General features: G+C 58.6%; 12 protein-coding genes. 3 read left to right on the top strand and 9 right to left on the bottom strand.

What is annotated here, in order from left to right:
* Positions 1 to 287 precede the first annotated feature (287 nt).
* From cynS to HLUCCO03_RS13455, 4 genes are read right to left on the bottom strand one after another with little or no spacing between them, the layout of a single operon-like run.
* A complete protein-coding gene (cynS, locus tag HLUCCO03_RS13440) occupies positions 288 to 731 on the bottom strand; it encodes a cyanase (RefSeq protein ID WP_027831360.1) in 444 nt (147 codons plus the stop codon).
* A gap of 31 nt (positions 732 to 762) precedes the next feature.
* Positions 763 to 1,653: an ABC transporter ATP-binding protein gene (locus HLUCCO03_RS13445; protein WP_027831359.1), complete on the bottom strand. Its 891-nt coding sequence runs from the start codon at positions 1,651 to 1,653 to the stop codon at positions 763 to 765.
* Between the two features lie 18 nt (positions 1,654 to 1,671).
* The gene (ntrB, locus tag HLUCCO03_RS13450; RefSeq protein WP_027831358.1) at positions 1,672 to 2,499 is read right to left on the bottom strand and encodes a nitrate ABC transporter permease; all 828 of its coding nucleotides are present in this window, start codon (positions 2,497 to 2,499) and stop codon (positions 1,672 to 1,674) included.
* Positions 2,500 to 2,501: 2 nt separating this feature from the next.
* The gene (locus HLUCCO03_RS13455) at positions 2,502 to 3,923 is read right to left on the bottom strand and encodes an ABC transporter substrate-binding protein (protein ID WP_027831357.1); all 1,422 of its coding nucleotides are present in this window, start codon (positions 3,921 to 3,923) and stop codon (positions 2,502 to 2,504) included.
* Positions 3,924 to 4,248: 325 nt separating this feature from the next.
* Here HLUCCO03_RS13455 and HLUCCO03_RS13460 point away from each other — a divergent pair, with 325 nt between their 5' ends.
* A complete protein-coding gene (locus HLUCCO03_RS13460) occupies positions 4,249 to 6,177 on the top strand; it encodes a sigma 54-interacting transcriptional regulator (protein WP_051603802.1) in 1,929 nt (642 codons plus the stop codon).
* On the opposite strand, the gene HLUCCO03_RS13465 is transcribed toward HLUCCO03_RS13460, so the two are convergent.
* Genes HLUCCO03_RS13465 through HLUCCO03_RS13480 form a run of 4 tightly spaced genes read right to left on the bottom strand, consistent with a single transcriptional unit; the run spans position 6,158 to position 10,847 of the window.
* Entirely contained in the window at positions 6,158 to 7,501 is a 1,344-nt protein-coding gene (locus tag HLUCCO03_RS13465) for a sodium-dependent transporter (protein ID WP_027831355.1), read from the bottom strand. The two genes, HLUCCO03_RS13460 and HLUCCO03_RS13465, sit on opposite strands and share 20 nt — an antisense overlap.
* The gene (locus HLUCCO03_RS13470; protein ID WP_027831354.1) at positions 7,498 to 8,541 is read right to left on the bottom strand and encodes a proline racemase family protein; all 1,044 of its coding nucleotides are present in this window, start codon (positions 8,539 to 8,541) and stop codon (positions 7,498 to 7,500) included. Before HLUCCO03_RS13470 ends, HLUCCO03_RS13465 begins: the two co-directional genes overlap by 4 nt.
* On the bottom strand, positions 8,541 to 9,689 hold the full coding sequence (locus HLUCCO03_RS13475) for a zinc-binding dehydrogenase (RefSeq protein WP_027831353.1): 1,149 nt from the start codon (positions 9,687 to 9,689) through the stop codon (positions 8,541 to 8,543). The genes HLUCCO03_RS13470 and HLUCCO03_RS13475 overlap by 1 nt, the downstream gene beginning before the upstream one ends.
* 45 nt (positions 9,690 to 9,734) lie before the next feature.
* The gene (locus tag HLUCCO03_RS13480; RefSeq protein WP_027831352.1) at positions 9,735 to 10,847 is read right to left on the bottom strand and encodes an AI-2E family transporter; all 1,113 of its coding nucleotides are present in this window, start codon (positions 10,845 to 10,847) and stop codon (positions 9,735 to 9,737) included.
* 217 nt (positions 10,848 to 11,064) lie between these two features.
* On the opposite strand from HLUCCO03_RS13480, the gene HLUCCO03_RS13485 reads away from it, so the two are divergent.
* Both HLUCCO03_RS13485 and HLUCCO03_RS13490 read left to right on the top strand, forming a co-directional pair.
* A complete protein-coding gene (locus tag HLUCCO03_RS13485; RefSeq protein ID WP_027831351.1) occupies positions 11,065 to 11,493 on the top strand; it encodes an SRPBCC family protein in 429 nt (142 codons plus the stop codon).
* Positions 11,494 to 11,634: 141 nt separating this feature from the next.
* Positions 11,635 to 12,435 (top strand): MBL fold metallo-hydrolase, encoded by an 801-nt coding sequence (locus HLUCCO03_RS13490; protein ID WP_027831350.1) that lies wholly within the window; start codon positions 11,635 to 11,637, stop codon positions 12,433 to 12,435.
* 9 nt (positions 12,436 to 12,444) lie between these two features.
* On the opposite strand, the gene HLUCCO03_RS13495 is transcribed toward HLUCCO03_RS13490, so the two are convergent.
* The gene (locus HLUCCO03_RS13495; RefSeq protein WP_155939893.1) at positions 12,445 to 12,840 is read right to left on the bottom strand and encodes a hypothetical protein; all 396 of its coding nucleotides are present in this window, start codon (positions 12,838 to 12,840) and stop codon (positions 12,445 to 12,447) included.
* Positions 12,841 to 13,200 lie beyond the last annotated feature (360 nt).

Raw genomic sequence — 13,200 nt, forward strand, 5'->3', positions numbered from 1 at the left:
ATACCACCCCGCGCCGAGCTGACCAAGGCGGGATCGCGAAGAAAATAAAATACGACTGAAAAGGCTGGCTCGGATTTGTCGGGAATCCCCGGAGCATTAACGCCTACTCGACTTCAGTATCCCCGTGCTGCACGTCGATAGGGGGGTGGGGGTATTTTTTCTGGCAAGGAAAAAGATGTCTGAGCGAAGCGAGTTCTTTTTCCAGAAGAAAAAATACCCCCACCCCCCGTATCCGCCCGCAAAAACAGCAGGCTACAAAAAGCAGGCAACTCCCAAACTAACGGAGATCACCAAGCCTTATAGGGCAGGAACTTGCCGTTCATGGTGACCACCACGCGGTCGCCCTTGGGGTTCTCCTCCTTCTCGATGTCCATGGTGAAGTCGATGGCGCTCATGATGCCGTCGCCGAATTTTTCGTGGATCAGGGCTTTCATGGTGTCGCCGTAAACGCCAACCACCTCGTAAAGACGATAGATCAGCGGGTCCTGGGGTACACCGCCGTCCCAGGATTTCTTCGGGAATTCCTGCAGCGCATGGGCTACGTCTTTGTCGAGGCCAAGGGTCTCGCACAGGGCGAAGGCCTTGTCTTCAGAGAAGCTGTTCATGCCGAAGCACACCGAGATGGTGAACACCGGCGACATGCCGATGGACTCGGCGATGGCTTCCCAGGTCATGTCCTTGGCGACTTTGGCTTCCAGGATTTTTGCGGTCATCAGTTCTTTGTTCATCATGGTTTCTTCCTCACGGTTGGCGTGTCTGGTTTCAGGCGTTGACGGCTTTGGCCGACGTTTCCGGTTTGCTGGCCTCGGTGGCTGACGCCACGTCGGATGGGTCTATAACACGTGGTTTTCCGTCTTCGTCAGGAAGCGCGCTGCCGCTTCGGTTGATCAGGAAATCCACCAGGTAATCCCGGGTTTTGTGATAGGCCGGGTTCTGGAAAATGGTGGCCCGGGCCCGTGGCCGGGGAATGTTCACCTTAACGCTCTCGGCGATGCGGGCGTGTGGGCCGTTGGACATCAGGAAGATGCGGTCCGACAGCAGGATGGCCTCGTCCACATCGTGGGTGATCATGAACACCGTCTGGTGGGTCTCTTCCCAGATTTTCACCAGTTCGTCCTGGATCACACCCCGGGTCAGGGCGTCCAGTGCGCCGAAGGGCTCGTCCAGTAGCAGCAGTTCCGGCTGGGTGGCAAAGGCGCGGGCGATGCTCACCCGCTGGCGCATGCCGCCAGACAGCTGGGAGGGCTTGCGATCCAGCGCGTGGTCCAGGCCCACCATTTTCAGGTAGCGCTCACTGTGTTCCCTGACCTGTTCTTTTGACCACTTCGGCCAGCGGGCCCTTACCGCGAACACGATGTTGTTCAGAGTGGTTTTCCAGGGCAGCAGGCTGTAGTTCTGGAACACCACACCCCGGTCCAGGCTGGGGCCGATAACTTCCTTGGCGTTCATCACGATGTTGCCAGTGGTCGCTTCGTCCAGCCCCGCCATGACGTTGAGAATGGTGGACTTGCCGCAGCCGGAGTGGCCGATGATGCACACGAACTCACCTTTCTCCAGGGCAAACCGGATGTCCTCGAACACCGTCAGTTCGCCGCCCTGGCCGTCGGGGTATACCTTCGATAATCCGTCCACTTCCAGGAATGACTTACTCATAACGTTGCTCCGGTTCTATCACTCTTTGTATTCCACAAGGCTTTGAGCCTTGCCCAGTGCCAGGTCCAGCAGCATGCCTACCACCCCGATCATCAGGATGGAGAAGATCACACTGGCCAGGTCCAGGTTGTTCCATTCGTTCCACACGTAGTAGCCAATGCCGGTGCCGCCTACGAGCATTTCTGCAGCGACAATGACCAGCCAGGCAATGCCAATGGAGATGCGCATACCCGTCAGGATGGTGGGTGCGGCCGCTGGCAATATCACGGTTATGGCGGTCCGGACGGGGCTCAGCTCATGGGTACGGGCGACATTGACCCAGTCCTCCCGAACATTCGCCACTCCGAAAGCCGTGTTCAGCAGCATCGGCCAGATGGAACAGATAAAGATCACGAAGATTGCCGACTTCTCGGAGTCCTGGATGATGAACAGTGCCAGCGGCATCCAGGCCAGGGGCGAGATCGGACGCAGCACCTGAATGTAGGGGTTCAGCGCCTTGTACATCAGCGGGGACATGCCGATCAGGAACCCGACTGGCAGGGCAATGGCCATGGCTCCGATGAAACCGGTCAATACCCGGTAGATGGAATACGCCAGTTGAGTACCGATTCCCTTGTCGTTCGAGCCCCGGTCATAGAACGGGTCCGACAGCTCGTAAATTGCATGCTGGATGATTTCTGAAGGCGGCGGTACCCGCGCTTCCTCGTCTGCCCCTCCCATCAGCATTTCATATTCACTGAGATTTTCCTGGGGTGCGATCACCTGAGTTCCGAATTCCCAGATACCCAGGAACAGCACCAGAAATACCACTGACAAAAGGGCTGCACGTACATTTGTGGATGCCATGATCAGGACCTCCGGATATCAAAGCTCTGGACGTATTCCTCCGGCTTCTTGGGGTCGAAGGTTTTGCCCATGATGGTGTGGTTCTTGTAGGTTTCAGTCGGAGCCGTGTAGCCCAGCTCTTCCATGACCTTGCGGGTTTCCCCGGCCACGTAGACCTGCTCCGCGATGTCCTGGTAATCCACATCGCCTTCGATATAGCCCCAGCGTTTCATCTGGGTCAGGATCCACACGCCCATGGAGTGCCAGGGGAAGGGGTCAAAGTCTATGCGGTCCGGCACGTTCTGCACCTCGCCAAGGCCATCCGCGTAACGCCCGGTGAGCACCTGCTGGATAACGGCAACGGGCTGGTTGAGGTAATTCTTCGGCGCAATGGCTTCGGAGATTTCCTTACGGTTGTCAGCGTCCTGGGAATACTGGGTGGCATCGATGATCGCCCGCAGCAGTGCGCCGTAGGTGTTGGGATTCTCGGAGGCGAACTGCTGGCTGCAGGCAAAGGCGCAGCACGGGTGCCCTTCCCAGATGTCCTTGGTGAGGATGTGGATAAAGCCGACTTTTTCCCACACCGCCCGCTGGTTGAACGGATCCGGTGACAGATAGCCATCCAGGTTACCGGCGCGCAGGTTGGCGACCATCTCGGGTGGCGGCACCACGCGGATCTGCACGTCCTTGTCCGGATCAACACCATGCTCTGCAAGGTAGTAGCGCAGCAGGAAGTTATGCATGGAGTACTCGAAGGGCACCCCGAACTTGAAGCCCTTCCAGTCCTTCGGGTCGCGCTTGTCCTTGTGATCCACGTGCAGCACGATGGCCTGGCCGTTGATGTTCTCGACCGCCGGCATGATAAAACGCTTGGCACTGGAACCCGCGCCCATGGTCATGGCCAGGGGCATGGGAGTGAGCATGTGGGAGGCGTCGTATTCGCCGTTCAGGGATTTATCCCTTGCCACCGCCCAGCCGGCGGTTTTGGACACGTTCACGTCCAGGCCGTAACGCTCGTAGAAGCCCAGCGGGTGCGCCATGATGATGGGTGTGGCACAGGTGATAGGTACAAAACCGACGTTGAGTTTGGTTTTCTCAAGCTTACCCAGTGAGTCCTTCACGGCGGCCTTGGCCTTGTCCAGGGGGAAGACGCTGGATACCAGCGCCGCAGCAGTGCCCGCCCCCATCATCTTCATGAAGCTTCGGCGACTGTGATCGTTGTGCCCGAATACGGAACGCACCACTGCACTTTCAATGGCCCGGTCCAGCATGGCTTCGGAGTCTGCAGGCCCGTCGTTCGCCTGCACCTGCCGCTGATCAGAAACTATCGGTAATTCGGAATCGGAGCCGGCCCTGGCGTTCGTGCAATCGTTGCATCCGCATTGCTTGGAATGGATAAGGGTCTGGTCACCGTCAAACGGATTACCCAGGCTTTTGATCGTCATGGCTCTCTCCCCATACTGGTACTTGACTGGTTCATTCGCACATATTTGGTGCGCAACGGATGCCTTCCGCGTTCCGGCCCGACACCCGTCACGAACGCCTGTCATTACCTATCGCAGGGTTTGTGCCATGTTTCAGGAAATCAGTATCCTTCTGTTTTTACTGATTTTATTCGATCACCCCTCTCTCCATGGCTGCCACGATATTTCGTAATCCACGAACCTTCGTAGTGAATTGCACGAATTCTCGTAGTTGGCATAACTATTGATCAGTAGTTTTTGTCTGTTCCCGGTATGCCCCGGGAACGCCCCTTAAAGGAAGCCTGCAATGCCCGTTACGAGCACAGAGCCAACGACGCCAGGTACCGAGGCCATGTCCCCGCACTGGATCAATCACCTTCCGGAGCCGGCCGTGCTGGTTGATGCCGCCCTGGATGTGATTCTGGCTCTGAACACCGCGATGGCCAGATTACTGGGTTGCAGCCGGGGCAGCCTGGTCGGGCAACCCTGCACCAAACTGTTTCGGGACCAGCGCCCGCAACTGATCGCCTTCACCGAAGAAACCCTGTTTCGTGGCAATGCATGGAGCCGTGATTTCACGATCGAGCACCGGAGCGGGCGCGTTATCGAACTGGAGATCTCCGCCGCCCGTGCCGGTGAGGCCGAGGACCAGCATGTGCTGCTGCTGTTACGTGACCGTCAGTTGCTGAAAACCCTGCGCGAGCGACATGAGGTAAACCACTACCATCGCGGCGGGCTACTGGAATGGCGGCGGGTAGCCGAACTGTTCAAGGACATGGAGCGGGAAAACCAGCTGATTCTCCATGCAGTGGGCGAAGGTATCTATGGCGTCGATGCCGAGGGGCGAACCACTTTTGTCAATCCTGCGGCAGAGCGCATGCTGGGCTGGCGCTATGATGAGTTGATGGGGCGCGTCGCCCACCGGGTCATGCACCATTCCCATGAGGACGGAACCCTCTATCCGCTGAAGGAATGCCCCATCTATGCCGCCTTTCGTGACGGCAGCGTTCACCGCGTGGGGGAAGACTGGTTCTGGCGCAAGGATGGTTCCGGCTTTCCGGTTGAATACACCAGCACGCCAATCATGGATAACGGCCACCCCGTGGGTGCCGTGGTGGTTTTCCGGGACATGTCGTCCCGGATGCAGGCCCAGAAAGAACTGCATCAGGCGCTGGAAGAAGTGGAAACCCTCAAACACCGGCTTGAGATCGAGAACGCGTATCTGCAAGAGGAGCTGAGCGCTGAATACCATTTCCACGAAATTGTCGGCCAGAGCGACGCCGTCAAAGGAATCGTCCGCCGAATCGGCCTGGTTGCCCCGACCGATGCCAACGTACTGGTCACCGGCGAATCCGGTACTGGCAAGGAACTGATCGCACGGGCCATCCACCAGGCCAGTGACCGCAGGGACAGGCCGCTGATCCGGGTGAACTGTGCCGCTATCCCCAAGGATCTGTTCGAGAGCGAATTCTTTGGCCATGTCAAAGGTGCTTTCACGGGGGCATTCAGTGACCGCGTTGGCCGCTTCGAACTGGCCGACGGCGGCACCCTGTTTCTGGACGAAGTGGGAGAGATTCCCCTGGAGCTGCAGGGCAAGCTGCTCCGGGTGCTGCAGGACCAGCAATTCGAGCGCGTAGGCGAAAACCGGACCCGGGCAGTCAACGTGCGGGTAATCGCGGCCACCAATCGTGACCTCAGAGCCGAGATTCAGGAGAAAAATTTCCGTGAAGATCTGTATTTCCGGCTCAATGTGTTTCCCATCGAGTCGGTACCGCTGCGCAAGCGTATCGAAGATATTCCGATGCTGGCCCAGGAATTCCTGGAGAGAGCCTGCGTAAAGTTCAACCGCCCCCGCCTGACGCTGCGGACCGGTGATGTGGAACTCCTCAAGCAGTATCACTGGCCGGGCAATGTCAGGGAGCTGGAGAATGTGATTGAAAGGCAGGTCATTACTGCCGACCGCCACCTGGATTTCGACCTGCCGGGCCAGGATGACTTGCCGGGCGAGGCCCGGGGCGAAACACCCCTGCGACATTCCGGTTCAAGGGTCATGACGGAGCAGGAGTTGCAGGCCCTTGAAATCGCCAACCTGGTCGAAGCCCTGACCGCAACCGGTGGCCGGGTTTTTGGTGATGACGGTGCGGCCGCCATGCTGTGCATGAAACCCACCACCCTGGCCTCCCGGCTGAAAAAACTGAAAATCAGCCCGGCGGATTTCAGAGCGAGTCAGACGTAATACCCAACTGTGCCAGTGCGTAGGTCAGCACGATCCAGAGCACCATCACCAGTGGCAGGTAACGGCCAACCAGGTAGATTCGCCATTCCCACCAGCGGCTCTCGGTACCCAGCACGGTTCGTATCTGCTGGGGCGGTATAAACCAGCAGAACAGCGCGGCACCCAGCACGCCGGAGAAGATAATTACATTTCCACCTGCAATCCGGTCCACCACATCCAGCACCGGGTCACCGGCGATGGTCCATTCCATCGGGGTAAAACTCAGCGCCGAGGCACTGCCCAGGACCAGCATCACCACAGTCACAATCGACACGGCGGCGGTGTTACTCAGCCGGAATTCCTCGGCCACAGCCGCAATCATGACTTTCAGGCCGGCGAGGCTGGAGCTGAAGGCGGCCGCAAAAAAAAGACCGAAAAACAGGATGCCCACCCAGTAACCACCTGTCATATCCTCGAAGACCCGGGGCATGGTCACGAAAGCCAGTTGACTGCCTTCTGTCGGCTCAAGCCCGAAACTGAACACAAACGGAAAGATCATCCAGCCCGCCAGCAGGGCTACACTGGTTTCGGTACCCGCCACAATCATGCAGGCCCGGGGGACGTGGGTCTGGCGCGGGATAAAACTGCCATAGGTCACCAGATATCCCTGCCCGATAGCCAGGGTATAGAACGCCTGCCCGAAGGCGAAAGCCCAGAGCTTGCCGTCGGCCATGCGGCTCCAGTCAACCTGGAAGAAAAAATCCTTGGTCTGTGCCCATCCCGGCGTTGAACTGGCAAAGATCACCAACCCTATGACCACCACCAGCAACACCGGCATCAGTATCTTGGACATCAGCTCGATGGCGCTGACATCCCTGGCCAGAACCAGCGCTGCCAGAAGGGTAACGGTGATAAAATACCACAGGGAATTGAACCCGCCGGTGAAGCCGTCGAACACCCGCAGGTCATCACGTGCCGCGTCCACGGCGTAGCCAAGGGTCCAGCCGGTAATCACCAGATAATAGCTGGTAATAGCCATGGTGATCAGCACCACGAACCAGCCGTATACCGCGCCGAACCGGTTTACCTGGCGGTAAGTCTGCACGGTGCTGCCTTTCGACAACCTGCCGGCAGAGACTTCCAGAATCATGATGGGAAGCACCACCAGAATAAGGGCGGTCAGGTAGGCAACGACAAATGCGCCACCACCATTCTCCCCCACCATGTAGGGGAACCGCCACAGATTGCCCAAACCGACTGCAGCAGCCGCCATGGAAGCGATGAAGGCCGGTTCGGAACTCCACTGCTTGCGGGATTCTTCAATGAATTCGTGTTTTCTGGTCATTCCGGATGTGCGCTGGTCAGAATATGTGTGAGCCCCCCGCAGTCAACCATGGGGTCGTCACAGTTTACGATGATGTCCGCCCGGTTCAGTACGTAGCTCTTGCCGGTAATGGTATTCTCAACCACCTCATGCTGCCCTTCCTGACGCACGCCGGTTAATTCGCCGATGAACCCGGTCTCCCGCAGGGAGACGGTCTCAAGCCGGTCACCCGGGCTGATGGTGCCCTCGTAGTGCATCAGTGCCAGCCGTGCGGAGGTGCCCGTGCCAGTGGTGCTGCGACAGATTACCCCGGGATGGACATAGGTTGCCGAACGGGAGCGGTATGAATGGTCAGAAAGTTGCTCCACCGGCCCCATGAAATGGAGGAAAGGCAGGGGACCAACATCCCCGAGCGTGTAATGGGAAAAACCCCGCTCCGCCTGGATCGCTTCGATAATATGGCCGGCACATTCACTGAGCCTGCGCTCCTCGTCCAGGGTCAGGAAGAATCCCAGGCTGGTTGCGTCCACCAGGGCGTAGAAACCGCCACTGTACGCCACGCTGTAGGTGACGTTGCCGATCGAAGGCACATGAATGCTTGCCTTGTAGGTATCGATGTAACTGGGAAGCCCTTCGCAGGTGATGGCCTCCACCACATTGTCCCGGACCAGGGCATCAATGTGGACCAGGCCAGCCGGGGCTTCCAGGGTAAAGCTTTGCCAGCCCTCACGCTTGCGGACGATGCCCGACTCAAGCACCGCTGTCGCCGTGCAGATGGTATTGGAGCCGGAGTATATCGGGTAACCCATCACCTCCATGATGATGTAGCCGGCAACGGCTTCCGGGTCCGTCGGTGGTACCAGCAGGTCCACGGACATTTCCGGAATACCATAGGGCTCCTCAAGCAGGAGCCTGCGCAGGCCATCCGCCTCGTCCCGCAGGTATTCCATCTGGGCGCGCACGGTTGCTCCGGGAAGCGAGCGTATCCCCCCGGTCACAATCCGGCTTACATCGCCCCCGGCATGGGTATCCATCAATTGCAATTTCAATTCTGGCTGCATTATGACTTCTCCAGGGCAAACGGGGCGCCGTGTTCGTCCCACTGGGCATCCGGGACAATCACGATCTTGCCCAGGTAGTTGCTGTTACGGTTAACGAAATAACGCTCGGCTTCGTGCAGTTCCGAGAGCCTGAAGGCCGCGTGAAGCACCGGTTTCAGCTGCCCGCTGCGGATCCAGGCAACCAGTTGCTCCGCTTCCTCACGGGTACCGTGTGACACGCCGAAGATCTGAACCTGGTAAAGGTAGATCCGGGTCCACATGATTTCACTGAGATTACCTGCACTGGCACCGGCTATGCTCAGACGGGGATAGTCGCCCCGGCTGTTCATGTCGAAAATCATGGTGTCGATGAACTTGTCTGTCATCTCGCCGCCTGCCAGGTCCATGACCGCGTCGACAGGCCTGCCACCGGTTACAGCTCGAACCTTGTCGGTAAAGTTGGTCATATCGGAGCGGTCCAGAACCGCGGCGGCACCCAGCTTCAGCAGTGCCTCGGCCTTGTCCTGCTGGCTCAGGGCATAGGGAACGGCGCCCATAATACGACACAGCTGGATCAGTGCGGTGCCGACACCGCCACTGGCCCCGGTTACGAGTATGTGCTCACCGGCCTTCACCCGGGCAGAGGTAAGCATATGCAGGGCTGTCTGATAGGAACACATTCCCATGGACGCCAGTTCGGCATCCGCTAGGTCGGTATTCCCGATGTAATGGAACTGGTCGGACGGCACGGCAATGTATTCGGCAAATCCACCATCGGCACCGTGGCCGTAGTAGTCCGGAGTCAGGTTGATGTCCCGGCGCTCATCGGCATAAAGATTGAAATCCAGCAGGCCTCGCTGGCCTACCCTTGCCTCATCAACACCCTCCCCCACTGCGACAATATGTCCGACAACGTCCGCCCCCTGGATTCGGGGAAAGGTCAGGGTTGGCGACCCGCCCATCTGGAAGGAGGTGACTTCCCCCTTCTCTCGGGTGGGGTAGAGACCTTCACGGGCTTTACGGTCGGTGTTGTTCTTGGCCGTGGCGGTTATCCGTACAAGCACTTCTCCCGGGTCGGGTTCGGGAGTGGGTACGTCCTCGGCGTATTCCAGTTTTTCAATGCCACCGTGGCCGGTGAGCAGCATGGCTTTCATGGTCTTTGGGATCATGGGCTTTCTGCTCCTGTATTTGCTGGGTATTGCTTCAGAATAACACTATCGCGCAATGACTTTGTAAATCGGGCGGAGCCTCGGAATCTGTTTGAGAATAACCTGGATTACCGTCATCAGGGGCACAGCCAGCAGAACCCCGACCGGCCCCCACAGCCAACCCCAGAAGAAGATGGAGACGAAGATAATGACCGGGTTGATGGCCATTCGGAATCCGTGGATCCAGGGTTCAATGAAGAAGCCGATCAGGGAAGTAAGGGCCAGATAGCCAACCGGGGCAATGGCCATCATCCACAGGGTGTCGAGGCTGGTCGCGGAGACCACTGCCAGAAGGGTAATGGTAAGAATTACGCCCAGGTAGGGAATGAACCGGGCAAGGCCGGCGACCAGTCCCCATACAACGGGATCCGGCAGACCTACGGCCCAGGACACAAGGCCGGTTGCGGTGCCCACCAGCAGGTTACTGAGGCTGAGTACCGCCAGGTACTGGGCGATCTGCTGCTGGGAGTCACGGGCGATATGGAGCACGTTCCGTCGTTGCCCCCGGGGTAGCTGGCGCACGAAATTCTGGATAATGCGGTCGCCACCCACCAGCAGGAAGTATGTCAGAGCCAGAGCCAGGGCGAGGCCGGCAGCACCGTTGCGGGCTTTGGTTACCAGCTGGTTTCGCCAGGAGTCGGTTTGCAGCACGACCGTGTTGGTGGTGCCTTTCTCCCCGTCCTCTTCAGAGAGTTCATCCATCGACTCTTCCACCTTCTTGGCGGATTCGTTGACCTTGTCGATCTGGGTTTTGAGGCCACTCTCACCCACCAGCAGTCGCGAGATGCCCTGCGGCGCCTGTTGTGCCCACTCCAGGGCGGGCGTGGCAACCGCAACCCCGACGCCAACGAGCCCGGCCAGAACCAGGATCACCAGCACCAGCGCGCTGAGAACCCTCGGAATTCCGGCTTTCTCATAGGCTTTTTTGACCAGCGGAAACAGCAGCAGGCTGGTCAGAATAGCCAGCACGATAGGCAATACAATCTGATGGGCAAGGTAAAGGGTATAGAGTATGCCCAGAGCAAACAGTCCATTGAGAGGCGTGGCGAGATCCGAGCGGACCGGCTTTTCGCTGCCGGGTTCGGTGGCCGGTTGAGTATTCTCTTTGTCGTCGTCCATGCAGGTCAGAGCACCTTTGATGTCGGATTTTGTGTGTGCCGGGCTTGGGGCTGCGGAGTGAGTGTACCTGCCGGATGCCTGTCAATCAGCCCAAATCAGTCCCAATCAGCCCCAATCAGCCCCTTTCGGGCCAGAGCCCGGTCATCGTTGCCCTACGACTTTTGTTGTAGCACATAACCGGATACTCTGTCTGAAACAGTCTCTTAAGAGTGAGGTTATGGCAACTTACACGATTGAAATGGATGAAACCTTTGACGTGCCGCGAGAGAAGGTATTTGCCCTGTTTGCGGACCACGAGCGCTTCGGCAAACTGCTCGGGGCGCCGGTAAAGCGAATTCGTGACAGTGACCAGGCTGACCCCAACGGCGTTGGATCCATCCGCAAGATCGGTATTGGACCTATCGGTCTCGAGGAAACGGTGATTGCCTTTGAACCGGGCTCACTGATCGAATACACCATTTCCAGCATGAGCCCGATCCGCAATCATCTGGGCCGGATTCGCTTTGAAGATGTCGCTGATGGGAAAACCCGGGTTCTGTATACCATCTCCTTCGAGGACATTGTTCCCTACACCGGTCGTCTGGTGAGCTCGGCACTGGAACAGGGGATTCGCAAGGGCATCAGGCGCGTTCCCAGCCTTGCCTGAGGTACGTTGCAAAACATTACTTGATGGATATCAGTTTATTGACCTGACGCAAAAGGTCGCTGTCGGCAATTTTGTACCCTCCCGGAAATTTTGCAGTATCTGGCCATCCCGGCCGGATCGTCAGCCTACCGGGAGACAAGAATGGCAGCGGAACCCATCGTTCTGTTTGATAACGGGCAACACAAGTGCCTGATGTTCGATTCACTGGTAACCGGTGAGGGCGTGCAGTCCAACCAGTTCCTCATTGTCGATGGCAAGCACGAGGCCCTGATTGATCCCGGCGGCGATCTGACCTACACCCCGCTGTCGGTCGCCGCATCGCGGTATATGAATATTCGCGAAATGGACTACGTGTTCGCTTCCCACCAGGACCCGGATATTATCGGTGCCATTGATCGCTGGATCGTTCATACCCGCGCCAAAATCGTCACCTCCCGCCTCTGGGCACGTTTTCTGCCGCACCTGGTTTCCGGCTATGTGACCGGGCAGCTCAGCGGGAGCGTTTACGACCGGATTGTAAGTGTGCCGGATGGAGGCATTAACGTGCCTTTTGGGGAATCTTACATCCAGTGCCTGCCTGCCCATTTCATGCACTCCGTGGGCAACCTGCAGTTCTATGATCCGGTCTCGAAAATTCTGTTCTCGGGGGATCTGGGTGCCTCCATGGGCGGCGAAGACGACCACAAGCCAGTGACCGACTTCGACAAACACATTCCCAACATGATCGGCTTCCACCGGCGCTATATCGCGTCTCGGAAGGTATGCGAGTTGTGGGCCAACATGGTGCGGCAGATGGACGTCAGTGCCATCGTGCCACAACATGGGAAACGCTTTGAAGGACCCGCCATGGTGGATCAGTTCCTGAACTGGGTATCCAGTGTGGACTGCGGTATTGACCTCGTCAGCCAGGAAAACTACAGGCGGCCTGTGGATTATCTCTGAACCGGGCTACTACCGGGCCGGGCCGGCAGGACCCTGCTGTCCCGGAACCGGTTGCTGCCGCCCGGCTCCCTGGCCGGTGCTCATGCCAGCTCCCTGGCCTGCCCCGCTGGCGGGGCCCGAAGCACCACCCTGACCCCCGGCGTTCGGTTGTCCACGGATCTTGCGGCTACGGGGGTCATCGCCCGAGGACGACGGCAAACCACCAATCTCCTCCGGGCTCATGCCCTGGGCCCTCGCCCGGTCTGCCATTTTCAGGCGGTGTTCATCCATGATGGCCTGACGCTCTTCCTGGCTCCCTGCCGACCGTACCCTCTCCTGCAACTGGTCACGCTCCTCCGGGGTCATCAGCCTGGCGCCCGCCACCGGCTGGCCACCCTGGTTACCCATCTGCTGCTGATTCCGCATCTGCCCTTGCGCCTGACCCTGGGGTTGACCTTGGGGTTGCCCCTGGGGTTGCCCCTGGGCCTGACCTTGCGGTTGACCCTGAGGCCGGGCTTGCGGCTGTCCCTGGGTTTGCGGCTGCTGGGTTTGAGGTTGCTGAGTTTGCGGCTGCTGGGTTTGAGGCTGCTGGGTTTGAGGCTGGGCTTGAGGTTGCCTTTGGGGTTGCGGCTGACCCTGGGTTTGAGGCTGGCCCGGCTGTGGCGCGGTCTGCTGGGCCGCCACCAGGCCCGGCAGTGCCATCAGGAGGCTCATATTCACAAACAGGATTGTTGCACGTTTCATCATTCGACTCCCCGGTGCTGACGGGTGAACCGGCCTATTTCG

It is taken from the genome of Marinobacter sp. HL-58 (genome assembly GCF_001314605.1).
GTDB lineage: Bacteria > Pseudomonadota > Gammaproteobacteria > Pseudomonadales > Oleiphilaceae > Marinobacter.